Source organism: Streptomyces sp. SD15, assembly GCF_054462255.1.
In genome coordinates, this window is the sequence record NZ_JBTLMO010000029.1 from 1 (window position 1) to 21795 (window position 21795).

The 21795-nt window shown below is 68.9% G+C and carries 19 protein-coding genes and 4 pseudogenes; 17 read left to right on the forward strand and 6 right to left on the reverse strand.

Features of this window, described 5'->3' with window-relative positions; translation table 11 throughout:
* A pseudogene (locus tag ACX28W_RS26220) lies at window positions 1-301 on the forward strand (adenine nucleotide alpha hydrolase family protein); the annotation flags it as partial.
* Between the two features lies 1 nt (window position 302).
* Window positions 303-632 (forward strand): annotated as a pseudogene (locus ACX28W_RS26225) (SDR family NAD(P)-dependent oxidoreductase); the annotation flags it as partial.
* A 33-nt stretch (window positions 633-665) separates the two neighbouring features.
* Here ACX28W_RS26225 and ACX28W_RS26230 read toward each other — a convergent pair.
* Both ACX28W_RS26230 and ACX28W_RS26235 read right to left on the reverse strand, forming a co-directional pair.
* Window positions 666-1502: a transferase gene (locus ACX28W_RS26230; protein ID WP_459001875.1), complete on the reverse strand. Its 837-nt coding sequence runs from the start codon at window positions 1500-1502 to the stop codon at window positions 666-668.
* A complete protein-coding gene (locus ACX28W_RS26235; protein WP_459001876.1) occupies window positions 1502-2764 on the reverse strand; it encodes a glycosyltransferase family 4 protein in 1263 nt (420 codons plus the stop codon). The genes ACX28W_RS26230 and ACX28W_RS26235 overlap by 1 nt, the downstream gene beginning before the upstream one ends.
* Before the next feature lie 103 nt (window positions 2765-2867).
* On the opposite strand from ACX28W_RS26235, the gene ACX28W_RS26240 reads away from it, so the two are divergent.
* The gene (locus ACX28W_RS26240) at window positions 2868-3371 is read left to right on the forward strand and encodes a protein kinase domain-containing protein (protein WP_459001877.1); all 504 of its coding nucleotides are present in this window, start codon (window positions 2868-2870) and stop codon (window positions 3369-3371) included.
* Window positions 3372-3667: 296 nt separating this feature from the next.
* On the opposite strand, the gene ACX28W_RS26245 is transcribed toward ACX28W_RS26240, so the two are convergent.
* Window positions 3668-4984: an IS200/IS605 family accessory protein TnpB-related protein gene (locus tag ACX28W_RS26245; RefSeq protein ID WP_459001878.1), complete on the reverse strand. Its 1317-nt coding sequence runs from the start codon at window positions 4982-4984 to the stop codon at window positions 3668-3670.
* 250 nt (window positions 4985-5234) lie between these two features.
* Between ACX28W_RS26245 and ACX28W_RS26250 the strand changes: the two genes are divergently transcribed.
* The 3 genes and pseudogenes from ACX28W_RS26250 to ACX28W_RS26260 all read left to right on the forward strand — a co-directional run.
* The gene (locus ACX28W_RS26250; RefSeq protein WP_459002025.1) at window positions 5235-6860 is read left to right on the forward strand and encodes a protein kinase domain-containing protein; all 1626 of its coding nucleotides are present in this window, start codon (window positions 5235-5237) and stop codon (window positions 6858-6860) included.
* A 232-nt stretch (window positions 6861-7092) separates the two neighbouring features.
* Complete coding sequence (locus ACX28W_RS26255) at window positions 7093-7491, forward strand: hypothetical protein (RefSeq protein ID WP_459001879.1); 399 nt, start codon at window positions 7093-7095, stop codon at window positions 7489-7491.
* 16 nt (window positions 7492-7507) lie between these two features.
* A pseudogene (locus ACX28W_RS26260) lies at window positions 7508-7865 on the forward strand (transposase); the annotation flags it as partial.
* A 10-nt stretch (window positions 7866-7875) separates the two neighbouring features.
* On the opposite strand, the gene ACX28W_RS26265 reads toward ACX28W_RS26260, so the two are convergent.
* Window positions 7876-8481, reverse strand: a complete 606-nt coding sequence (locus tag ACX28W_RS26265; protein WP_459001880.1) for a dihydrofolate reductase family protein — start codon at window positions 8479-8481, stop codon at window positions 7876-7878.
* Window positions 8482-8734: 253 nt separating this feature from the next.
* Between ACX28W_RS26265 and ACX28W_RS26270 the strand changes: the two are divergent.
* The 3 genes and pseudogenes from ACX28W_RS26270 to ACX28W_RS26280 form a co-directional block, all read left to right on the forward strand.
* Window positions 8735-9430 (forward strand): annotated as a pseudogene (locus ACX28W_RS26270) (hypothetical protein); the annotation flags it as partial.
* Complete coding sequence (locus ACX28W_RS26275) at window positions 9427-10116, forward strand: YdcF family protein (protein WP_459001881.1); 690 nt, start codon at window positions 9427-9429, stop codon at window positions 10114-10116. The pseudogene ACX28W_RS26270 and the gene ACX28W_RS26275, both read left to right, overlap by 4 nt.
* A 28-nt stretch (window positions 10117-10144) precedes the next feature.
* Complete coding sequence (locus tag ACX28W_RS26280) at window positions 10145-10882, forward strand: WbqC family protein (protein WP_459001883.1); 738 nt, start codon at window positions 10145-10147, stop codon at window positions 10880-10882.
* Between the two features lie 47 nt (window positions 10883-10929).
* Here ACX28W_RS26280 and ACX28W_RS26285 read toward each other — a convergent pair whose 3' ends face one another.
* Window positions 10930-11367: a hypothetical protein gene (locus tag ACX28W_RS26285; RefSeq protein ID WP_003974483.1), complete on the reverse strand. Its 438-nt coding sequence runs from the start codon at window positions 11365-11367 to the stop codon at window positions 10930-10932.
* A 337-nt stretch (window positions 11368-11704) separates the two neighbouring features.
* Here ACX28W_RS26285 and hemL point away from each other — a divergent pair, with 337 nt between their 5' ends.
* The 8 genes from hemL (at window position 11705) to ACX28W_RS26325 (ending at window position 20202) form a co-directional block, all read left to right on the forward strand.
* Window positions 11705-13021, forward strand: coding sequence for a glutamate-1-semialdehyde 2,1-aminomutase (hemL, locus tag ACX28W_RS26290; protein ID WP_459001885.1), 1317 nt, complete (start codon window positions 11705-11707; stop codon window positions 13019-13021).
* The gene (locus ACX28W_RS26295; RefSeq protein ID WP_459001886.1) at window positions 13018-13743 is read left to right on the forward strand and encodes a histidine phosphatase family protein; all 726 of its coding nucleotides are present in this window, start codon (window positions 13018-13020) and stop codon (window positions 13741-13743) included. Before hemL ends, ACX28W_RS26295 begins: the two co-directional genes overlap by 4 nt.
* A 130-nt stretch (window positions 13744-13873) precedes the next feature.
* The gene (locus tag ACX28W_RS26300) at window positions 13874-15229 is read left to right on the forward strand and encodes a polysaccharide deacetylase family protein (protein ID WP_459001888.1); all 1356 of its coding nucleotides are present in this window, start codon (window positions 13874-13876) and stop codon (window positions 15227-15229) included.
* 66 nt (window positions 15230-15295) lie between these two features.
* Window positions 15296-15925 (forward strand): TlpA family protein disulfide reductase, encoded by a 630-nt coding sequence (locus ACX28W_RS26305; RefSeq protein ID WP_459001889.1) that lies wholly within the window; start codon window positions 15296-15298, stop codon window positions 15923-15925.
* A gap of 6 nt (window positions 15926-15931) precedes the next feature.
* On the forward strand, window positions 15932-16744 hold the full coding sequence (locus tag ACX28W_RS26310; protein ID WP_459001891.1) for a cytochrome c biogenesis CcdA family protein: 813 nt from the start codon (window positions 15932-15934) through the stop codon (window positions 16742-16744).
* A gap of 3 nt (window positions 16745-16747) precedes the next feature.
* Entirely contained in the window at window positions 16748-18532 is a 1785-nt protein-coding gene (gene resB, locus ACX28W_RS26315; protein ID WP_459001893.1) for a cytochrome c biogenesis protein ResB, read from the forward strand.
* Window positions 18529-19614, forward strand: coding sequence for a c-type cytochrome biogenesis protein CcsB (gene ccsB, locus ACX28W_RS26320; RefSeq protein ID WP_459001895.1), 1086 nt, complete (start codon window positions 18529-18531; stop codon window positions 19612-19614). The genes resB and ccsB overlap by 4 nt, the downstream gene beginning before the upstream one ends.
* Before the next feature lie 189 nt (window positions 19615-19803).
* Window positions 19804-20202 (forward strand): SRPBCC domain-containing protein, encoded by a 399-nt coding sequence (locus ACX28W_RS26325; protein WP_459001896.1) that lies wholly within the window; start codon window positions 19804-19806, stop codon window positions 20200-20202.
* A gap of 41 nt (window positions 20203-20243) precedes the next feature.
* Here ACX28W_RS26325 and ACX28W_RS26330 read toward each other — a convergent pair whose 3' ends face one another.
* Window positions 20244-21791, reverse strand: a complete 1548-nt coding sequence (locus ACX28W_RS26330; RefSeq protein WP_459001898.1) for a hypothetical protein — start codon at window positions 21789-21791, stop codon at window positions 20244-20246.
* Between the last annotated feature and the right edge of the window lie 4 nt (window positions 21792-21795).

Below are 21795 nucleotides of genomic sequence, written 5' to 3' on the forward strand. Positions count from 1 at the left end.
GCCCAAGGAACTCGCCGTCCAGCGCACCCTGGTCGAGGACCTCGGCGGCACCTTCCACCACGTCATAGGCGAAGACACCCCCTCGGCCCTGCTCGACTTCGCGCGCGGTGTCAACGCCACGCAGATCGTCCTCGGGGTGTCCCGCCGCAAGGGATGGCAGTACGTCTTCGGACCGGGCGTCGGCGCCACGGTCGCCCGCGAGTCGGGACCGGATCTCGACGTCCACCTGATCACCCACGACGAGGCGGGCAAGGGGCGGGGCCTGCCGGTCGCGCGGGGCGGGCGGCTCGGTCGCTCCCAGGCAGCCGGACGTGGTGAACATGATCTCCACCGCCGGCGTCCCCGGCCACCACCGCTCGGACGCCCACGCCGCCTTCTACGCCGCCAAGAGCGCCCAGGCGGGCTTCGCCGACATCCTCTCCAAGCGGCTGCGGCCCGAGGGCGTGCGAGTCATCTCCCTGTACCCGCCGGATTTCGCCAACCCCGACCCGCTGTCCCCGGACTGGGACGCCACGCCGCGCAGTGCGCGGGACGGACTGACCGCCCACTCCCTCGTCGACTGCGTGATGTTCGCCGTATCCCAGCCGCGGGACTGCTTCATCCGCGCCATCCATTTCGAACAGCTCGACTGACCCCGGAGCCGCCTGGATCGACGGGCGGCGCGGTCAACCGGCTGCTGTTGCCTCCACCACCTCCACGGAGAGGTCGTTGTCCACCGTGTAGTAAGCACGCACGGCGACACCGCCCACCGTGACCGCCGGACAGACGAAGATCTCCTTGCGGTCCGCCACGTCGTCGAGCAGACGGCCCATCCGGATCAGTGGGGCTCCCACAGCGGGTCGGGCCTGGACGAGGATGTCCCAGACGCGGTTTCCGGTGCCTGTCTCGGCGGTCAACTCCTCGTGATCCATGGTGAAGGAGAACCCCCGGCCGTCCTTCTCGGCCCGTGGCTCGAGGGTCCGTATGAGGCCGTCCCCGCCCCGCAGGCGCAGTCGTACGGTGGCTTCCTCGGCGAGTGAAGCACCGTGCAGCCGTGCCCTGACCGTCATCGACCGGTCCGTGACGTCGATGCCGCCGACCTCCGCATGGGCGGTGCGCAGCCAGGCCCGTACCGCGAGGTAGCCGTCCTTGGTGGCGTACGGAACCCGCACGGCCACCGGCGACGACCAGTCACGGACGTGTCCGTCGACGAGGGCCCGCAGGTCTCGCGGACCGGGGCGCAGCCGCTGCCGCTCCGCTCCCGGCTCGCGGAGCAGGTACACGTCCCACCGCCCTTCCGCGAGAACGGTCCCCGGCTTCAGGACGGCGCGTCGGCGGCCGTCGTCCACCGGCTCCAGATCGAGGACATGCAGGATCTTCTCGGGCTGTCCCTTCCTGGGACGCAGCCGCAGCAGCAGCTGGGGTCGGACGGCCGCCGCCCCCAGCTGAAGGACGAAGGTGATCCGGCCGTCCGCGTCGACCGTGCAGGCGGTACGAGGTTGCGTGTCGTGTTCCATGCTCATCACCGGCTCCTCCGCACCGTGTGCAGCACGCTGCCGGCCGCGGCATACGCGGCGTCGCGTGCGGCGAAGCCCTGGCTGACCAGAGCGCGCTGCATCCGACCGCGTTCCGGTGCGACCGGTCGCCCGGTCTCTCTCGCCGAGATCGCCTCGCCGAACAGGTGCTCGGCCTGCTCCACGACAGGGACCGGGGCGAACCGTCGTGCGTTCTCCAGGGCCTGACGGCCCATCCGCCCGCGCCGCTCGTCGTCGCGGACGAGCTCCAGCAGTGCGGCGCCCATCGCCTTGTGGTCCCCGACCGGCACCAGCCGGCCGTCGACCCCGTCCTTGATGATCTCGCCGGGTCCGTAGGGACAGTCGGTGCTCACCACCGGCAGTCCGCAGCGCATCGCCTCGACGATGGTCATACCGAACGGTTCGAAATTGGACGCGGCCGCGCCGATCGAGCCCTTGACCCACTCCGCCTCCATGGGAGCCGCCGCGCCCATCAGGAATACGTTGTCGTACAGGCCGAGGCTCTCGATGAGCCGCCGCAGCCGGGCGTGTTCCTCGCCCTTGCCGTAAATGCGCAGCTGCCAGTCCGGGTGCTCGGCGGCGACCAGCGCGAACGCCTCGATGAGCAGGTCGTAACGCTTCACCGGGACCAGCCGGCCGGCCGCGATCACCACTTTCGCGGTGCCGTCCGCGGCAGGCAGCACGGGATCGGGAACGCTGTTCGGGAGCGCCTCCACGCGGACCCCGGGCAGCCGCATCTTGCGCCGGTAGGTGACGGCGTCCGCCTCCGTGACCGTGGTGATCACATCGAGCCGGCGGTAAGCCCGGCGCAGTGTGGTGCGCAGCCGGGGTGGATGGTTGTCCAGGGTGAGGTGTTCCTGCCCGACGCGCACCACCCGTCGAGGGGCCTCGAGCGCGAGATGCACATTGAGCCCCGGCCGGGTGCCGATGACCACGTCGGCGTCGGTCGCCGCCAGGCTCTCGGCGATCCGCTGGTCGGTCAGCTCGCTGTACTGCTGGTAGCGGTACTCGGCGGTGGGGAACACTCTCGCCGGTCTCAGATGCAGCGGATGTTCCTTCTCCTGCCGCAGATCCACCAGCGGCCGTAGCGAAACTCTCGGGTCCAGGGTGAAGTTCGGGTGTTCCCGGTGCCGCAGCACGGAGACGATCTCCACCTCGTGCCGCTCGGCCAGCGCTTGGGCCAGGTTGAAGGTGGTGGTGATCGTGCCTCCGATTCCGTAGGCGTTGTGTATCAGGAAGGAAATCTTCATGGCGGACTAGACCCCGTCAACTGCCCCAAGGTTGCCCGCCGTTACCGCTTCGTTCACCGGACGCTTACCTCCAGCCACACGTACTTTCCCAACCACCTTTGCCGTGACACGGTTTGACCAGGGAATCGCCTCCAATGATCCTCGGCGGCTCGGCCCCTACCGGCTGCTGCGGCGGATCGCCACGGGCGGCATGGGCCGCGTCTATCTCGCCCGGCAGGAGGCGCCCGGGACCCCCGCCAGCGCTGCGGGGCCCACCGGAACCGTGGTGGAACACGGGCTCGTCGCGGTCAAGACGCTCCTCGCCGAAGGGATCGTGAGCAGGCCGGAACGGGAGCGGTTCGCCCGCGAGGTGGAGCTGGCGGGGCGGGTCGACAGTGCCTACACCGCCACCGTGGTCGACGCCAACGCGAAGGCGGAGCGCCCGTGGCTCGCCATCGAGTTCATCCCGGCGCCCAGCCTGGCCGAACTCGTCGTCAGTGCCGGGACGTTGCCCGTCGACGCGGTGCGCTGGGTCGCGGCCGGAGCCGCGCGGGCGCTGGTCGAGCTGCACGGCCTGGGGGTCGTCCACCGGGACATCAAACCGTTCCTAAAGACTGAGTGGGAGTGAGTCCTGTTGCCAGGACTCCTGCTCAGCCGCGTGCCCCGAACGGTCTTGGGCACACTGGTCCCCCGCTTTCGCTCCACGGCCCGGTGGCGCGCATCCGGTGCGCGGTCCGGGCGGGTGGGGGCGGGTTTCCTCACGCCGTCGGGTGTCCGGTCGGGCCTGGACGGTCCGATGCCCACCACGATCACTCTGGTCGGGGTGGGGCGGTGCCGTCCGTCGCCGGATCGGATGCCCGAGAGCGCGTCGCCCGACCGCGACGCTTGCCGCATCGTGCCGGGACGTCTGACGTCGTGGGGCGGTCAGCGGTTTCTGCCAGTGCTGAGCGCCCCACCGGCTGGTGTAGGCGGGGTCGACCGCGACACCGCCACCTGCTGCTCGGCGGCCATCGACACCAGCCGGGCCTTGAGCTTGGCGGTGGGGAAGCGGGAGATCAGGCGGCGGAAGCGCTTGTTGCGGCCGTGCTTCTCCCGGCCCTTCTCCGCCGCGAAGTCGAGGTCCTCGATGGCGATCGCGGCGGCCCCGCACCGTCGGGTGTAGTGCAGCAGCCGGGTCAGCGCGTGCCGGATCTGCGCGTCCCGGTGTTCGGTGCTGCCCGAGAGGTCGTAGAAGTAGCGCTGCGGCTCGCCGACCGGGTTGCCGTGCCCATCGAGTTGCCAGGCCGCGAGGTGGTCGTCGTTCATGTCCACCCCGACCACCCCGTGCGCGAGGGCCGCCTGTAGCGGCAACACGGGGGCGGCGGCGCGCTGCCAGGAGGCGGTCACATACCAGCGGCCACGTGCAGTGTCGTGGTGGATGCGGTAGGCCACCGCCCGGTTGGCGGTGATCCGGTCACGCCACTCCGCGCCCCGGTGCTGGAACCGTACGGGCGCATCCAGCAGGTACCGGCCGTGCGGCGCGTTCGCCAGGTGGGCCAGCGGGGCGGGGAGTCTGATGGAGATCTGTCCGGTGTCGGTGATGCGAATGGTTTCGTTGCCGAAGCGTTTGCCGGACTCCCCGTCGGCGGCCAGGAACATCCGCTCCGCCTGCCACCGCTCCCGCCACCCCTGCTCGCTCAGCCCGGCCGCCTGAAGGTGGTGGCGGGTGTTCGCGAGGCGTTTGCCGCCGCGCACCACGCGCACCCGGCCCGCCGCCCAGTCTGCCTCCACCACCGCCAGCCGGTCCTTGAGGGTGTGCAGGCGGCGGGACTTGGCATGCCACTCGCCGCGCGTGGCATACCCGCGCGCCAGCCCTTCCCGCTTGTTCGCCTTGGCGCCCAGCGGCCGGGCCAGCCGCGCCTCGACCGAGACGATCTGGCCGCGCAGCCAGGCCAGATGCGCCACCTGGCCGCGCCGGGCCAGCGCCCACTGGTCATGCGTGGCCTTGGTGATACTGCCCGACCAGCGCGCCGACGACCGCCCCGTCAGCCCCCGCTTGCGCACCGCCCACCCCGCCGCATCATGCGCCAGCCCCTGACGGGACCGCTCCGCGAGATCACCAGCAGCCAGCGAACCCAGAAACATCCCCACCTCGGCCAGCACCACCGCATCCGCCGCTGACACCCGCAGCTGGTCCCGGATCGCCACCCCGACAGGACCGGGCACCACGAACGACGCCGCCAACTCCCGCAGCCCGCCCACCCGTTCCCCCTCCCCACCGGCCGAAGATCCCCGTCACGACAGTCAACGAGCAGCCCCTGCAAAGGTCACCCATTCGACCCAAGAACTCCAGTTCCCCTCCTCGAAGAACGAAGGGCAGAGCCACACCCCCCATAGCAGAGGCGCCCCGGCGCACAGCGGAACAACCGTATCCAGCCCCGGCGCTCAACCACGCTCACCAGAAGTCACTCCTGCTCAGTACACCGGCAGCAGTTCCCAACCCCTCAACATCCTGCTGCCCCATGACGGCCCCCGCCTCATCGACTTCGGCATCTTGCACGCCAACGACCACACCAGCTCGACGACGTCCATCGGCACCTTCGCGTTCACGTCGCCGGAGCAGGCGTGCGGCAAGAAGTCGACCGCCGCGTCCGACATGTACTCCCTGGGTGCCACCCTCTTCTTCCTCGCGGTCGGCCGCCCGCCGTACGAGCAGACCGACCACTCCATCGGGGTCCTCGCCCTCGTCCAGCGCGGCGAGCTCGACACGAGCGGGCTGCCGCCGGAACTGGAACCGCTGATCCTTCCGTTGCTGGAGGTCGCCCCCGAGAGGCGTCCCGCTCCGTCCGACGTGCTGCGGGACATCCTCACCGACCTCGACGACCAGGCGCTGGCGGACCGGAACGCCGAGCGGTGGCTGCCGGGGGCCTGGACCGCGCTGATCGAGGAGTACGCGGAGCAGGGGCGGCAACTGCACGACGGAACAGTGGACTTCGACGCGGCCGAAGCGCCGACGCGGATCAAGTCCGAGGGCACCCCGGAGGGTTCGGACGAGGAGATCAGCAAGATGCGCGTGCAACTCGAGGCCCTGCACAAGCAGCGGGACGCCTTGATGCGGGCGCAGGCCGAGGAGCAGGCGGAGGCGGAGGCGCGGGAGCGCAAGGAACAGGAGAGGAAGGAGAAAGAACAGAAGGAGAGGCAACGCAAGGAGAAGCAGCGCAAAGAGCGCGAGCGCCTGGCGCGCGAGAAGACCGAGACCTCCACCAAGAACAAGAGCACCGGCACGACTTCGACGCCCAAGGCCCCGCCGAAGTCCGCGCCGCCCCCGAACCCCGGAGCGACCGGGAAACCCACCAAGAAGTCGGGTTCCTCGGAAGGCTGGGGCGGCCTGCTCGTGGCCGCACTCATCATCGGCGTCCTGGTCTGGCAGCCCTGGGACAAGAAGGAGGACGACGACACTCCGACAAGCAGCCCCACCTCACGTTTCACCTTGTCCAGCAGCGGCGGCACCAGCGGCCTCGGCACCGGCGGCAACCTCGGCGACACCGACACCGACAGCTCCTCCGTGTCGTCGAGCGGCGGCTTCGACGACACGGAGCCCGAGCCGGAGCCCAGCTCCCTCGAGCCCGACCCCACCGAAGACGCCTTCAAGGCCGTCTCGTACGGGGACTGTCTGGACGTCGTCGACACCGGTTACGGCGGTCTCAGCAAGTTCGACTGGAGCGAGGAGGAGCCGAACACGACGTCCTGCGGCTACGGGACGCGCGTGAAAGTCACCGGCACCACCGACGACTGCACGTCCGGCGTGGGCAAGGCCACCTGGTCGTACTACTCCACCAGCAGCGGCGAGCGGACCGCGCTCTGCCTCACCGGCCAGTACCACCAGGGTGACTGCCTGCTCGCCAAGCACGAAGACAACGACGTCCTCAGCAGCATCGCGATGCTGTCGTCCCCGAACTGCACGGACCGGAGGGTTCCCGCCGCGTACAACGAGATCCTGGTCGTCACGGACGTCTACCGGGCGACGGCGGGCGCCGGCGCCGAGGTCTGCCGCCACGGGCAGTACGACGCCGGCACGTACTGGTCCACGAAGGTGGACGACGGCGCGACGCTGCTGTGCCTGAGGGCGTACGACTGAGGCCTCCTCCACCGCCGCCGACCTGTAACCCCAGGTCAGGGCCACACAAGGCAGTGTGGAGGGAGCGCGGAATGGCTGCCAGGGGGTCAACGGGTCCTGGCGGTTGACCATCGACTGTGTCGAGTCTCCTGGCGCACCGCCGGACACGGACACCCGGCAATAAAACTCTTAACTCCCTTGCCTCTCAGGTAAGTTCAGGCGCCAACAGTTGTCCGAAGAGAGGAACACTGCCTTGCGCACGTCCTACCGCCGTCTGACGACCGCCCTCGGGATAGCCGGGGCCTCCGCGTCGGCGCTCGTCCTGGCGACCGCCCCGGCACAGGCCGCCGGCTACATCTTCGAGGCCTACAACGCCATCTCTTCGCCGAGCGCGAAGACCGAGTTCGCCCAGGACGGCGAGATCCTCACCGCCCTCGACATGAAGAGTGACGGTCACGGCGTCGCCGCCCAGTGGCGCTACAACTCGAGCTCCGCCACCCACTCGTACTACAGCGCCAACGGCTACGCCGTCCCCAAGAACTGGAACCTGTCCTTCGCGGAGGGCACCACCCTGCAGATCCGCGCCTGCCTGCAGGAAGGGTCCAGCGGCACCCCGTACAGCTGCGGCGGCTGGGAGTACGCCCAGGCCTGACCGTCAGAACACGAAAGGGGCGGGCCCGAGGGCCCGCCCCTTTCGTGTTCTGACGGTCAGTGCGGACATGCTCCTGGCCGGCAAGGCGTATTCCTCCCGCGCGATCCGCAGCCACTTGCGCACGCGCGGTATCCGGACGGTGATCCCCGTCCCGGCCGACCAGCGACGTCACCGACTGCGGGCGGGGAAGCCGGGGCGGCAGGCCATCGGCCTTCGAGCGCGAGACCTACAAGCAGCGCAACACCGTCGAGCGGTGCATCAACCGCCTGAAGCAATGGCGCGGCATCGCCACCCGCTACGAGAAGACCGCGACCATCTACCTGGCCGGACTCCACGTCGCGGGCATCTTTCTCTTGGTCCGCTCGGTGATCTAAACGAAACCGCTTAGTAGCTGTCGTAGCTGGGCTTACCGTTCGGCCGGTAGACGCCGACGATGGTGCCGCCCTTCGTCGTCGAGACGCTGACGGGCTCCAGCGCAGTGGGGATCGCTCCGTCGGCGAACAGCCGCTTGCCGGTTCCGATGATCACCGGATGGATGGTCAGCCGGTACTCGTCGACGAGGCCGTGCTGCATGAGGGTCTGGGCGAGGTCGCCGCTGCCGACGACGTTGATGTTGCCGCCGTCGGACGCCTTCAGCTTGCGTACGGCATCGACGGTGTCGCCCTCCAGCAGCGTGGAGTTCTGCCACTCGACGGACGTCAGGGTCCGAGACGCCACGTACTTGTGCATGCTGTTCATCCGATTGGTGAACGGGTTGTCGGGATCGGCGGTCGGCCAGTACGACGCGAAGATCTCGTACGTCTTGCGGCCGAGCAGCATCGCGTCGGAGTGCTCGTACCAACCGGCGATGGCCGTGCCGACCTCGTCGTCGGCCACTGGTTTCTGCCAGCCGCCGTGCTCGAAGCCGCTCTCAGCGTCCTCGTCCGGACCGCCCGGCGCCTGCATGACGCCGTCCAGCGTCAGGAACGTGCAAACGATGATCTCGCGCATGGTGCGCTCCCTTCGTCGGCGGGTAGACCGGACAACCGCCGGAAACTCATCGGCGGAACTTCCGCGGCGCAGCACCAGGGCCGTCGTTTGGATCAGCCCTGCTGTGAGGTGCGGTATCTCTCGGGATGATCCAAACGACAGGCCCGTTTCGTCGCTGAAGGAGGCCCCCAGCTGGCCTTCGACAGGGGCTTCCCTCATGGCCTCGGGCCCTTTGCCAGCCTTGTGTCCGAGGCGCCTCTTAGGATGCCGCCGCTTGAACCGCTGGCTGGCCGGCCATGACCCGCATCGCCTGGACGACAAGGGCCTGTACCTGTATGGGCGTTCACTCGTCTTGCCCGGCGACGTCCAGCGAGACCAGGGGGCGATCCTCGGTCCGCTCTCCGCCCGCCAGTCCTACCTGAACGCGCGCGGCATGTTCACCGAGCTGGACATCCCTCGCCGGGTGGCGCAGATCGAGCTGTCTCTCGCCGTCGTCCAGGAGATGTCTGGTCAGCTCGAAGCTTCCGCTCGCAGGTACGAACTACTTGCCGCTGACGAGCGGTTGAGTTCTCGGGATCGTGCCCGTGCCCGTCTCTGGGTGGGCACGGCGCTCAGCAAGGAGGGCAACAACACGTACGCCACCGAGGTCATGGCTGCCGCCACCCGCGAGTTCGAGACGCTGGGCGAGCCGGAGGACTGGTCGGTCGCGCACCAGAAGCCGGCCCTGGCCCACCGGGGCGCCGACCACCTGGACCAGGCTCTGCACTACATCGACATCGCACGCACCACCGGCTCCCCGATGCAACGGGAGCGGTTGGACACCGCGTACGGGCACATCCTTCTGTCGGATGCGGCGACCCGGAATGATGGGCTGTCCGTCCTCGATCAGGCGGCACAGGTGGCCCGCCAGTACGGGCTGAGCCACCAGCTGCGCAGCATCGAGGGCATCCGAAAGGGCCAGCAAGGATGAGCCAGGGAGTGCCAGTGCCGGAGCACCAGCAGCGCCAGATCACCGACGAGCAGTTCCACGACGCGACGTTGATCTGGAACTACCACCAGATGGGCCACGAGCTGCGGCCCTGCTCGGCGGCGATCGGTCTGGGCAGCCACGACCTGGGCGTCGCCACCGCTGCCGCTGATATCTACCGTGTCGGCCTCTTCCCGGTCGTGGTGTTCAGCGGCGGCAACAGCCCCACGACCCGCGCACGCTTCCCGCGAGGCGAGGCCGTTCACTACCGCGAGCACGCGCTGAGCCTGGGTGTCCCGGACGAGGCGATCCTCGTGGAACCGAAGGCCGCGAACACTGGCCAGAACATCACGTTCTCAAGGGAGTTGCTGTCCGAGGCCGGCATCGCGGTCGAGTCGCTGCTGTTGATTTCCAAGCCGTACATGGAGCGCCGCTCCTATGCCACCTGCCGCAAGCTGTGGCCCGAGGTGGACGTCGTCTGTGCTTCCGAGCCGCTGGAGTTGGACGACTACATCAAGTCGATCGGCGACGAGAAGCTCGTCGTCGACATGCTCGTCGGCGACCTGCAGCGGGTGATCGAGTATCCGAAGCTCGGGTTCGCCGTCGAGCAGGACGTACCGGGGGATGTGCATGACGCTTACGAGCGCCTCTTGGGCGCCGGCTTCGACAGCCGCCTCATCAGCACCTGACACACGCCGATTCCAGACGTCCGGCGGGGTGTGCGCGATCCACCAGCCGAACCTGTTCCCGCGGCTGTCCACGCTGGCCAAGCTATACGCCGCCGACCGGTGGATCGTCCTCGACGACGTGCAGTTCGCGCGACGCGACTACCAGCACCGTGCACGGCTCGCCGCCCTGGACGATCCCGACCGGCAACAGTGGCTCACGCTCCCCACGCGCCTGCCCCACGGTCGCCCCACGCGCGTCAACCAGGCACGACTGGCCGACGCAGAACGTTCCCGGCGTACCGTCCGACTGCTCATTCGCCAGTACTACGGCCGTAGCCCCCACTGGCCTGCGGTGGAAGAGGTTCTGGACGCGGTCCTCGACCGGTTCGAGACCACGGAGCGCGTGGCGGACCTGGCCAGGACGTCCACGATCGCCTTGCTCACCGCTCTCGGCTGGAGCGGGGAAGTGCTGGACAGCAGCGCTGTCCCGACCCGTGAAGGCCGGTCGGAGCGCCTCGCCGACCTCGCCGTGACCAGCGGCAGCACGTACTACCTGTGCGGCCCCGGCGGCTGGCGCTACCTGGATCACCAGCCGTTCGTCGCCCACGGCATCCCCGTTCTTGCTTTCCACACGCCTGTGGATACAGACGACCGGCTCTGGAGCCGGGCCCGGCGGGTCAGCAGTCTCTGGGCATTGAGCGAGCTTGGGCCTCACAACCTCGCGGTCCGGCTGGATGCCGTACGAACAATGTGCCCTGGCCGCCTGACGGCCGCTCTCCGGCACTGAAAAGGGCGAGGTCCGAAGACCCCGCCCGCTACCAGTGAAACCCCAGGTCAGGGCCACACAAGGCAGTACGGCTGATGCCCCGCCTCATGCAGCCGGTGGCTGAAGTCCTGCCACTCGTGCAGCAGCTGGTACACGTTGAACGCGTCCCGCGGCCCGCCCCGGTCCGGGACCGTCGACCAGATGAAGGCGGCCGCGCCGACCGCTTCCTCGCCGATGCCGCGGAGGGGGTCGACGACGGTCATGGGGAGTTTCACCACGGCGTAGTCGGGGTGGAGGACGACCAGCTCCAGCGGGGGCACCTTGTGGAGGGGGACGCCCTCGATGCCGGTGAGGACCATCGCGGCCATCGTCTCCGGCTTGATCTTGGTGAACATGCCGTTCATGCCGAGCTCGTCGCCGCCGAGTTCTTCGGGGCGCATCGAGATCGGTACCCGGGCCGCCGTCGCGCCGTCGGGCGCGCCGAAGTATTTGTACGTCACCCCCACCCGGCCACCATTCCCGCTCCCTGCCCCGAGCCGGTCTGCCCTACGGTCCATGTAGTCCATACCGTCCATACGCGCCGACTGGTCGATCCGCTCAGGTGTCTCTGCCGCTTCCTCCGCCTCGCGCCGGTGCTTCCCCCGCCGGGCACGCCGAGGGCCGAGGTCATCGGTCCCCTCGCCCAGTCCGCCACCGCGATGCATATCTCCACCCGACTGCTTTTCTAAGGCGCGCGACCCCCGCCACGCAACCCGATCATCGTGACAGTGACCTCCCCCACGGCCGCACGCCGAAACGTGCGTTGAAACACCTGTCCGCAGGATCTTCGCAGCCTCTGACACCATGGCTCGTGTGAGCTATCCGTACGAAGCCCCAGTTTCGCAGACTCTTTTCGACCGTGCGGCTGCCGTCACGCCCGGCGGCGTGAACTCTCCGGTGCGAGCGTTCCGTGCCGTGGGCGGTACGCCCCGTTTCATGGTGTCCGGTAACGGTCCATACCTGACCGATGCCGACGGGAGGGAATACGTCGACCTTGTTTGTTCGTGGGGGCCGATGATTCTCGGGCATGCGCAGCCCGACGTCATCGCCGCCGTCCAGGAGGCCGTGGCGCGCGGCACCTCTTTCGGTACGCCGGGGGAGGGCGAGGTCGCCCTCGCCGAGGAGATCGTCGCGCGGGTCGAGCCCGTAGAGCAGGTCCGGCTCGTTTCCAGCGGGACCGAAGCGACCATGTCCGCCATCCGTCTCGCGCGCGGGTTCACCGGGCGCCCCAAGGTGATCAAGTTCGCAGGGTGTTATCACGGGCATGTGGACGCCCTGCTCGCGGCGGCGGGGAGCGGCGTGGCGACGTTCGCGCTGCCGGACACCCCCGGTGTCACCGGCGCCCAGGCCGGGGACACCATCGTCCTTCCTTACAACGACCTCGAAGCCGTGAACGAGGCCTTCCACGCGCATCCCGGTGAGATCGCCTGCGTGATCACCGAGGCCTCCCCGGGGAACATGGGTGTCGTGCCGCCGCGGCCCGGGTTCAACCAAGGGCTCAAGGACGCCTGCGCGAAGAACGGCGCGCTGTTCATTTCCGATGAGGTCATGACCGGGTTCCGGACCAGTAAGGCCGGCTGGTATGGAATTGATGGGGTTCGTCCCGATCTCATGACCTTCGGCAAGGTCATGGGCGGCGGGTTTCCTGCCGCCGCCTTCGGTGGGCGCAAGGACGTCATGGGGCATCTCGCGCCCGCCGGGCCGGTCTACCAGGCCGGCACGCTGTCCGGGAACCCGGTGGCGACGGCGGCGGGGCTCGCGCAGCTGCGGCTGCTCGACGACGCCGCGTACGACAAGGTCGACGCCGTCTCCGAGCAGATCCGTGGGCTCGTCACGGAGGCGCTGAGCAAGGAGGGCGTCGCGCACCGGCTGCAGAACGCCTCCAACATGTTCTCGGTCTTCTTCACCGGGCGCGAGGTGCGCGACTACGAGGACGCGAAGGCGCAGGAGTCCTTCCGGTTCACCGCGTTCTTCCATTCGATGCTGGCGCAGGGCGTCTATCTGCCGCCGTCGTCCTTCGAGTCGTGGTTCGTGTCCACGGCCCATGACGAGCGGGCCGTCCAGCGGATCGCCGACGCCCTTCCGGCGGCGGCACGGGCGGCTGCGGAGGCCACGGCATGAGCGACACGGGGATCGGGGCCAACATGGGGATCGGGACCGAGAAGAACGACAGCGACATCACCGTCGTACACCTCATGCGGCACGGCGAGGTCGCCAACCCGGACGGGGTGCTGTACGGGCGGCTGGCCGGCTACCACCTGTCCGAGCTCGGGCGGCAGATGGCCGACCGGGTCGCCGAGCATCTCGCGTCGCGCGACGTCACCCATGTCGTCGCCTCCCCGCTGGAGCGGGCGCAGGAGACGGCGACGCCCATCGCCAAGGCGCACGGGCTCGACCTGAACACCGACGGGCGGCTGATCGAGGCCGACAACGTCTTCCAGGGGAAGACGTTCGGGGTGGGCGACGGGGCGCTGCGGCGGCCCGAGAACTGGAAGCACCTCGTCAACCCGTTCAAGCCGTCCTGGGGTGAGCCGTACGTGGAGCAGGTCGTACGGATGATGGGGGCGCTGGACGCCGCCAAGGACGCGGCCCGGGGTCATGAAGCGGTGCTCGTCAGCCACCAGTTGCCGATCTGGACCGTGCGCAGCTACGTCGAGCGGCGGCGGCTGTGGCACGACCCGCGCAAGCGGCAGTGCACGCTGGCGTCCCTCACCACCTTCACCTACCGCGGCGACAAGATCGTCTCCGTGGGTTACAGCGAGCCCGCCCGGGATCTCGTCCCGGCCCATCTCCTCGCGGGCGCCAAGCCGGTGAAGGGGAAGGGCAAGGCGTTCGGGGCGTAGGGCGCCACCCGGTCGGAGTCTTCGTAAAATACGATTAATGTGAGTTTGGTGGAACCCGTCCCCTCCTCGCGCCCTCTCATTGAGTGCCGGCCGAGAGCCGGCTGAGAGGGAGCGAGGAGATGGGGACCGAATGCGGGACATCAGCCGACGGGGAATCCTCGGCCTTGGGGTGGGTGCCGGAGCCGCGTGGGGACTCGCGGCGTGCGGCACCGCACCACAGGACGGTGCGGGGGGAGCGGGTGGTTCCGGGTCGGGCGAACCGGGTCGGCCCGCTCGACCCGGCCCTTCCCGGCACACCGCCCGCCCACTCGGCGACGGCTCCACCGCCTATACGGGCAAGCAGCCGAACCAACCCGCGAAGCCCGTGCCCCTCGAACCCGGCGAAACCCCGCCGCAGTTCGTGATCTTTTCCTGGGACGGGGCGGGAGAGGTCGGGACCGGTCTCTTCCCCCGATTTCTCCAGCTCGCCGAAGAGCACGACGCGCACATGACCTTCTTTCTCTCCGGGCTGTATCTCCTGCCCGAGTCGAAAAAGCGTTTGTACGTGCCGCCCAATAACCCCAAGGGCGCTTCGGACATCGGTTATCTCACCGACGACCACGTCAAAGAGACGCTGAAGTACGTCCGGCAGGCCTGGCTCGACGGCCATGAGATCGGCACGCACTTCAACGGTCACTTCTGCTCCGGCTACGGCACTGTCGCCAACTGGACGCCGGAGCAGTGGCGCAGCGAGATCGACCAGGCCAAGTCCTTCGTCACCCAGTGGCGGACCAATACGGGCTGGAGCGATCTGCCTGCCCTGCCCTTCGACTACGAGAAGGAACTCGTCGGCGGGCGCACGCCTTGTCTGCTCGGCCAGAACAACCTGCTGCCCACGGCCAGGGAACTCGGCTGGCGCTACGACGCCTCCTCGCCCGGCGGCCGCCAGTGCTGGCCGCGCAAGAACCAGGGGCTGTGGGACCTCCCGCTGCAGGCGATCCCCTTCCCGGGGCACAGCTTCGAGGTGCTCTCGATGGACTACAACATCCTCGCCAACCAGTCGCTCAACTCGACGCGGGCGCCGTCGTACAACTACCCGGGCTGGCTCAGGCAGTCGACCGGGGCGTACATCGCCGGATTCAAGCGGGCATACGAGACAAATCGCGCACCCTTCTTCATCGGCAACCACTTCGAGACATGGAACGGCGGCATCTATATGGACGCCGTCGAGCAGGCCTTCACATACATAGGCCGGGAGAAGGAGAAGGGCGGGGACGTACGCCTCGTCTCCTTCAGGCAGTTCGTGGACTGGCTGGACGTGCAGTGCCCCGAGGTGCTGGCCAAGCTCCAGACGCTGGACGTGGGGCAGCAGCCGGACGGCGGCTGGAAGACGTTCCTCGGCGATGCGGGCAAGGGCGGTACGGGCAAGGGCGGTACGGGCAAAGGCGGTGCCGGCGAAGGCGGTGCGGGCGAAGGGGCTTCCGCGGGGGCTGGGTCGGCCGCCTGAAATGGTGTTTTCCGCCCGCAAGGGGGGTGCGGAAGATCCTCGAAACGGGCATGCGAAACTTTTCACATGAGTGCCGCCTGCCGCGCCGAACAGCGGTCGAACCGCATCCGCACCCGTAGCCGCGCCGCCCTGTTCACCGCCGGGGCCGCCGTCGCCGCGCTTGTCCTGTCCGCGTGCGGTTCCGGGGGCACCTCCGGAGGATCGGGCGACACCAACTTCGTCGCGGGCGAAGACGGCATCTCCACCGTCAAGAAGGGCTCGCGCACCGACGCCCCCGACCTCTCCGGCAAGACCGTCGACGGCGGGCAACTCGACGTCGCGGACTACAAGGGCAAGATCGTCGTCCTCAACGTGTGGGGCTCCTGGTGCGCGCCGTGCCGCGCCGAGGCGCGCAACTTCGTCAAGGTCGCCAAGGACACCGCGGCGCAGGGCGTGCAGTTCGTCGGCATCAACACGCGTGACCCCAGCACCGGTGCGGCCAAGGCGTTCGAGAAGGAGCAGGGGGTCACGTACCCCAGCCTGTACGACCCCACGGGCAAGCTGATGCTCCGCTTCGAGAAGGGCACGCTGAACCCGCAGACGATCCCGTCCACGCTCATCATCGACCGGGACGGGAAGGTCGCGGCCCGGACGCTGCAGGCCCTCAGCGAAGAGACGCTGCGCGAGATGCTCGATCCCATCCTCGCGGAGAAGTGACCTGACGTGTCCCTTCTCGCCGTGTCCGCGGACATCACGACGTCCCCGCACCTTGCAACGACCCTCGCCGAGGTGACGGGCAGGAACGAGACGGTCTACAGCGGGGCCCTGCTGCTCGCCCTGCCGGTCGCCGTGCTCGGCGGGCTCATCTCCTTCTTCTCGCCGTGCGTGCTGCCGCTCGTCCCCGGTTATCTGTCGTACGTCACCGGCGTCACCGGTACGGATCTGGCGGAGGCCAGACGGGGGCGGATGGTCGGGGGCGCGAGCCTGTTCGTGCTCGGGTTCACCGTGGTGTTCGTCTCCGGCGGGGCCCTGTTCGGGTACTTCGGGTCGACCCTGTACGAGTACCAGGGCACGCTCAGCAAGGTGCTCGGCGGGCTCATGGTCCTCATGGGGGTCTTCTTCATGGGGCTGATGCCCTGGCTGACCCAGCGTGAGTTCCGCTTCCACAAGCGGCCGGTCACAGGGCTGGTGGGGGCGCCGCTCCTCGGCGCGCTGTTCGGCATCGGCTGGACGCCGTGCATCGGCCCGACCCTCGCCTCGGTGCTGGCGCTCTCCTCCAACCAGGCCAGCGCGGGGCGCGGGGCCATACTGACCGTCGCGTACTGCCTCGGCCTCGGCGTGCCGTTCGTGCTCGCCGCGGTCGCCTTCCGCAAGGCCCTGGGCACCTTCGGCTGGGTCAAGCGCCACTATGTCTGGGTGATGCGCATCGGCGGCACGATGATGATCGCGACCGGACTGCTCCTGCTGACCGGCGCGTGGGACAGCCTCGTGCAGGAGATGCAGGTCTGGTCCAACGGCTTCACGGTAGGGATCTGATCCATGAGCACGACCGACACCGACAAGACGACGGGTCAGGCGACCGCTGCGCGGCACATCGGAACCAGCGCCGACGGCGATCTCGGCGAAGCCGGATCCCAGCTTTCCACCGCTCCGGTGGAGAGCGCCGTGCCCGGCTCGTTCGGCGGGATGCGGGCGCCCGGTGCCGCCGGGTGGCTGGCGTGGACCGGCCGCGAGGTCATCGGCTGGACCCGCTGGTTCTGGCGGCAGCTGACCTCCATGCGGGTCGCGCTGATCCTGCTGTTCCTGCTGTCGCTGGGGGCGATCCCCGGATCGCTGATCCCGCAGTCCGGGACCGATGCGCAGAAGGTGGCGGACTTCAAGGACGCGCACAGCGTGCTCGGGTCGGTCTACGACAAGCTCGGGCTGTTCCATGTCTACAGCTCGGTGTGGTTCTCGGCGATCTACATCCTGCTGTTCGTCTCGCTCATCGGCTGCATCGTGCCGCGCACCTGGCAGTTCGTGGGGCAGCTGCGCGGCCGCCCGCCGGGTGCGCCCAAGCGGCTGAACCGGCTGCCCGCATACGCGACCTGGCGCACCGAGGCCGAGCCGGAGCAGGTCCGCGAGATCGCGCTCAAGGTGCTGGGGCAGCGCCGGTTCCGGGCGCACATCGAGAAGGACGCGGTCGCCGCCGAGAAGGGGTACCTCCGCGAGACCGGCAACCTGATCTTCCACATCGCGCTCGTCGTGATGCTGGTCGCCTTCGCCTGGGGCCAGCTCTTCAAGTCCGAGGGCAACAAGCTGATCCTCGAGGGCGACGGCTTCTCCAACACGATGTCGCAGTACGACGACTTCAAGTCCGGCAACCTCTTCAGCACCGACGACCTCACGCCGTTCAGCTTCAACCTCAAGAAGTTCACCGGCACCTACGAGCGGACCGGCCCCAACAAGGGCACCCCTCGCACGTACGAGGCGGACATCACGTACAGCGTGGGCGCCTACGGCAAGGACAAGAAGACCACCGTCAAGGTCAACGAGCCGCTGGAGATCGGCGACTCGAAGGTCTACCTCACCGCGCACGGCTACGCGCCCGTCGTCACGGTCCGGGACGGCAACGGCAACGTCGTCTACCACGACGCCGTGCCGATGCTGCCGCTCGACTCGAACGTCACCTCGCAGGGCGCGATCAAGGTCATGGACGGCTACAAGAACGCGAAGGGTGTGAGCGAACAGCTCGGCTTCGCCGCCTTCTTCGTGCCGACCTTCGCGGGCGCGGGCGAGGGCACGATGTTCTCCCAGTTCCCCGCGCTGGACTTCCCCGTGCTCGCGCTGACCGGCTACCACGGCAGCCTGGGTGTCGATTCGGGCATTCCGCAGAACGTGTACCAACTGGACACCTCCAAGCTGAAGCAGTTCAAGAACTCGAAGGGCGACGTCCTCAAGGCGCGGTTGCTGCCCGGCGAGACCATGCAGCTGCCGAACGGTGCCGGGTCGATCACCTTCGACAAGGGCATCAAGGAGTGGGCGAACTTCCAGGTCACCCAGCAGCCCGGCAGTGACTGGGCGCTGATCGGAGCCTTCGCCGCGATCTTCGGTCTCGCCGGTTCGCTCTTCATCCAGCGCCGTCGGGTCTGGGTGCGGGCGACGGCCGGGGCCGACGGTGTCACCGTGGTCGAAATGGCGGGCCTCGGCCGCAGTGAGTCCGCCAAGCTTCCCGAAGAACTCGGTGACCTGGCCGCGCTCGTGCACGAACGGGCGCCAACGAAGACCGACGAACCCGACCCCGACGTCGAACCCCCCGTACCTGCCGAAGGGGCTGAGAAGTGACTCTCGCCACCGCCACCAACGAACACCTCGCCAACGTCAGCAACACGCTGATCTACTCCGCGATGGCCGTCTACACCCTGGCCTTCTTCGCCTACATCGCCGAGTGGCTCCTCGGCAGCCGCAGCAAGGTCGGCCGCACGGCCGCCGCGCTCACCGCCACGAAGGACACAAAGAAGGCGGCGGCTCCCGCGGTCACGGTGAACAAGGCCGGCGGCACCGCCGTCCTGGAGCGGCCCCAGGTCGTCACCCGGTCCGCGGCCGGCGCCCGTGATGTGCCCGACGGGCCCGGGGCGCACGGCGGGGACGAGCAGGGCGACCTCTACGGCCGTATCGCCGTGTCCCTCACCGTGGTCGCCTGGGCCGTCGAGGCGGCCGGGGTGGTCGCACGCGCTCTGTCGGTGCAGCGGGCGCCGTGGGGCAACATGTACGAGTTCAGCATCACCTTCTCCACCGTCGCCGTCGCCGTGTACCTGGCGCTGCTCGCGCTGAAGAAGAACGTCCGCTGGATGGGGCTGCCCCTGGTCACCACGGTCCTCCTCGATCTCGGTCTCGCCGTCACTGTCTTGTACACCGCCAGTGACCAATTGGTTCCCGCCCTGCACTCGTACTGGCTGTACATCCACGTCTCGACCGCGATCTTCTGCGGCGCGGTCTTCTACGTGGGCGCGGTCGGCACCCTGCTGTACCTCTTCAAGGACTCGTACGAGAACAAGCTGGCCACCGGCGGCAAGCCGGGCCGTTTCGCGACCTCCGTCATGGAGCGGCTGCCCGCCTCGGCCTCCCTCGACAAGTTCTCGTACCGCGTGAACGCCGCCGTCTTCCCGCTGTGGACCTTCACGATCATCGCGGGCGCGATCTGGGCGGGCGACGCCTGGGGCCGCTACTGGGGCTGGGACCCCAAGGAGACCTGGGCGTTCATCACCTGGGTCGCGTACGCCTGCTATCTGCACGCCCGCGCCACGGCCGGCTGGAAGGGCCGCAAGGCCGCCTACATCGCGCTCATCGCCTTCGGCTGCTGGCTGTTCAACTACTACGGCGTCAACATCTTCGTCTCCGGCAAGCACTCCTACGCGGGCGTGTAGCCCCCGCACGACGCTTACGGCAAAGGCCGGTCCCATGTGGCGTGAGTCACGGGAACCGGCCTTCGTCGTACGGACAGGTAGGAGGCGTGGGGACGACCCTGGTCGACAAGGCCGGTCAGCGCCCCTGACGCGCGCGCCAGCACGTGCCCAACGCGTGCGAAACCCCCGGTCACGCGCCACGCTGGTGTCATGACCCGAGCCATCGAAGAGGGCGCCGTCGAGATGCGGGGGGACATGCGCGTTCTGCACTACCTGATGCACTTTCCCCAGCCTGTGGAAAACGTCTGGACGGCGCTGGCCACCCCCGAAGGGCTGCGGGGATGGCTGGCCGTCGCTCAGGTGTTCGAGCCGCGGCTCGGTGGCGCGGTCACCCTGGACGGGATCGGTGCCGGGCGGGTCACCGCGTGGGATGTCGAGCGCATCGCCGAGTACACCGTGGCGGAGCGGGGGCGGATCCGGTTCCATCTGGAGCCGGGGGTACCGGACGGCTCCACCGTCCGGTTCACCCATGAGCTCGAGGCCGAGCAGGAGCCGCCCGGGTGGCGCGCCCGCTTCGAACGCCTGCTCCACATGCTGACCGCGCGCTGACCGTCCGCGCGCTGACCGTGCGCTGACCGTGCGCTGACCGTCTAGGACGGCGGCAGACACTCCTTCGCCGGTGGCTTCCCCTCCGGCCAGGCGATCTTCACGAAGCGGGCGCGGGACTCCGGGGTCAGTTCCACGATCGGTACGGCCTTGTCGTACGGATTGCCGTGGGCGTCCAGACAGATCCACCCGCTCGCCCCGTCGACCCGCAGCTGCGTGCCCTTCACCTGCGGCCACTGGAGCCCCACGTCCACCAGGGCCGGGATCTTCCCCGTCGGTGACGCCCCGCGGATGCCGTGCACGGCGAGCCGCATGGCGTCGTACGCGATGATCAGCTGGCCGTCGTCGAGGGCGATCGGGCCGAGGGGGCCGACCGGTTCCTTCTCGGCGTCGGTCAGCAGCTCCTCGAGCGCCTTCGCGTCGGTGGCGCTGCCGCCGGTCTTCGCGGTGTCCTTCAGCCAGGCGTCCGGGTGGGCGAGGGCCGTGTAACGCACGGTCAGCAGCGGGTCCTCGAGGGCGGCCGGGTCGAGATCCTTGTCCCCGGCGAGATACGAGCCCTCGTCGCCGGTGAGCACGGTGAACCGGCGGTGGTCGCAGCCGCGCTGGCCCAACATGTTGATGAACTGGCGCAGTTGGGTGTGCCGGCCCGCGAACAGGACGGTGTCCGTGCTGGTCGGCGTGTCGCACAGGATGTGGGTGATCTGCTCGAAGACGTTGGCGGTGCTGCCCTCCTTGCTGCGGTCGGCGGGAGGGGTGAACGGCTGCGCCCCGTAGCGCGAGCCCTTGAGCATCTTCTCGAAGGAGCTCTGGAGCGTACGCGTGTACGGGTCGCCCGTGCGGTCGTAGACCAGGAACGCGTTGGCCGCCGAGACATTGGCGAAGGAGGCCAGGGCGCGGGCCTCGTCGGTGTTGGTGGGGGAGACGCGGGCGAGCCCGGGGAAGGGGTCCTTGCCGTCCTGACCGTTGGCGAGGTCGTCGGCCGTGATCGAGCTCCCTATCACCGGGATGCCCCGCCGAGTGAGTTCTGTGACCGCCCTCTTGTTGTTCTCGGTGCTCAGCCCGACCCCGGTCACCGCGCGCAGCCGGTCGGGGCTCGTCGTCATGCGCGCCAGCTGGTCGACCGTGTGCTGCCAGTGCGCGCCGGTGCCACCGGGGTTGGCCAGCACCAGCCGGATCTTCGGCTTCAGGCCGGTGGATTCGTGGTTGGCCCGGTACTGGGCCAGATAGGCGCCCTGGAGCTCGTGCAGCACATCGTTCAGGTTGTCGGCGTCGGTCGCGGTGAAGGGTTCGAGGAGCGCGACGGTGACATAACTGCCGGGCTCCAGCCGGGCGTTCTCGCGGTGGATCGCCCGTACGGTGTCGGCGAACTGCGGACGTCCGAAGGCGTACGTCGTCGACGAGACGCCCACGCATTCCTCGCTGTCCTCGGGCCGGACGACGCCCGGGGCGCAGGACCGGTCCTCCTTTGTGGCCGTCATGCCGCCCCAGATGCCGAGGCCCGCGAGGACGGCCGCGAGCGTCAGGGCGACATATCGGCGGAAACGTATCTCCCAGACGTCCTCACGCAGCCACACCCACAAGCGGCCCATCATTGAC

Excerpts from the sequence above, each read along its gene's own strand:
- ACX28W_RS26275 (WP_459001881.1), top strand. The coding sequence starts at position 9,427 with ATGAGCCAGGGAGTGCCAGTGCCGGAGCACCAGCAGCGCCAGATCACC.
- ACX28W_RS26325 (WP_459001896.1), top strand. The coding sequence starts at position 19,804 with ATGACCCGAGCCATCGAAGAGGGCGCCGTCGAGATGCGGGGGGACATG.
- ACX28W_RS26305 (WP_459001889.1), top strand. The coding sequence starts at position 15,296 with ATGAGTGCCGCCTGCCGCGCCGAACAGCGGTCGAACCGCATCCGCACC.
- ACX28W_RS26300 (WP_459001888.1), top strand. The coding sequence starts at position 13,874 with ATGCGGGACATCAGCCGACGGGGAATCCTCGGCCTTGGGGTGGGTGCC.
- ACX28W_RS26295 (WP_459001886.1), top strand. The coding sequence starts at position 13,018 with ATGAGCGACACGGGGATCGGGGCCAACATGGGGATCGGGACCGAGAAG.
- hemL (WP_459001885.1), top strand. The coding sequence starts at position 11,705 with ATGGCTCGTGTGAGCTATCCGTACGAAGCCCCAGTTTCGCAGACTCTT.
- resB (WP_459001893.1), top strand. The coding sequence starts at position 16,748 with ATGAGCACGACCGACACCGACAAGACGACGGGTCAGGCGACCGCTGCG.
- ACX28W_RS26265 (WP_459001880.1), bottom strand. The coding sequence starts at position 8,481 with ATGCGCGAGATCATCGTTTGCACGTTCCTGACGCTGGACGGCGTCATG.
- ACX28W_RS26235 (WP_459001876.1), bottom strand. The coding sequence starts at position 2,764 with ATGAAGATTTCCTTCCTGATACACAACGCCTACGGAATCGGAGGCACG.
- ACX28W_RS26330 (WP_459001898.1), bottom strand. The coding sequence starts at position 21,791 with ATGATGGGCCGCTTGTGGGTGTGGCTGCGTGAGGACGTCTGGGAGATA.
- ACX28W_RS26230 (WP_459001875.1), bottom strand. The coding sequence starts at position 1,502 with ATGAGCATGGAACACGACACGCAACCTCGTACCGCCTGCACGGTCGAC.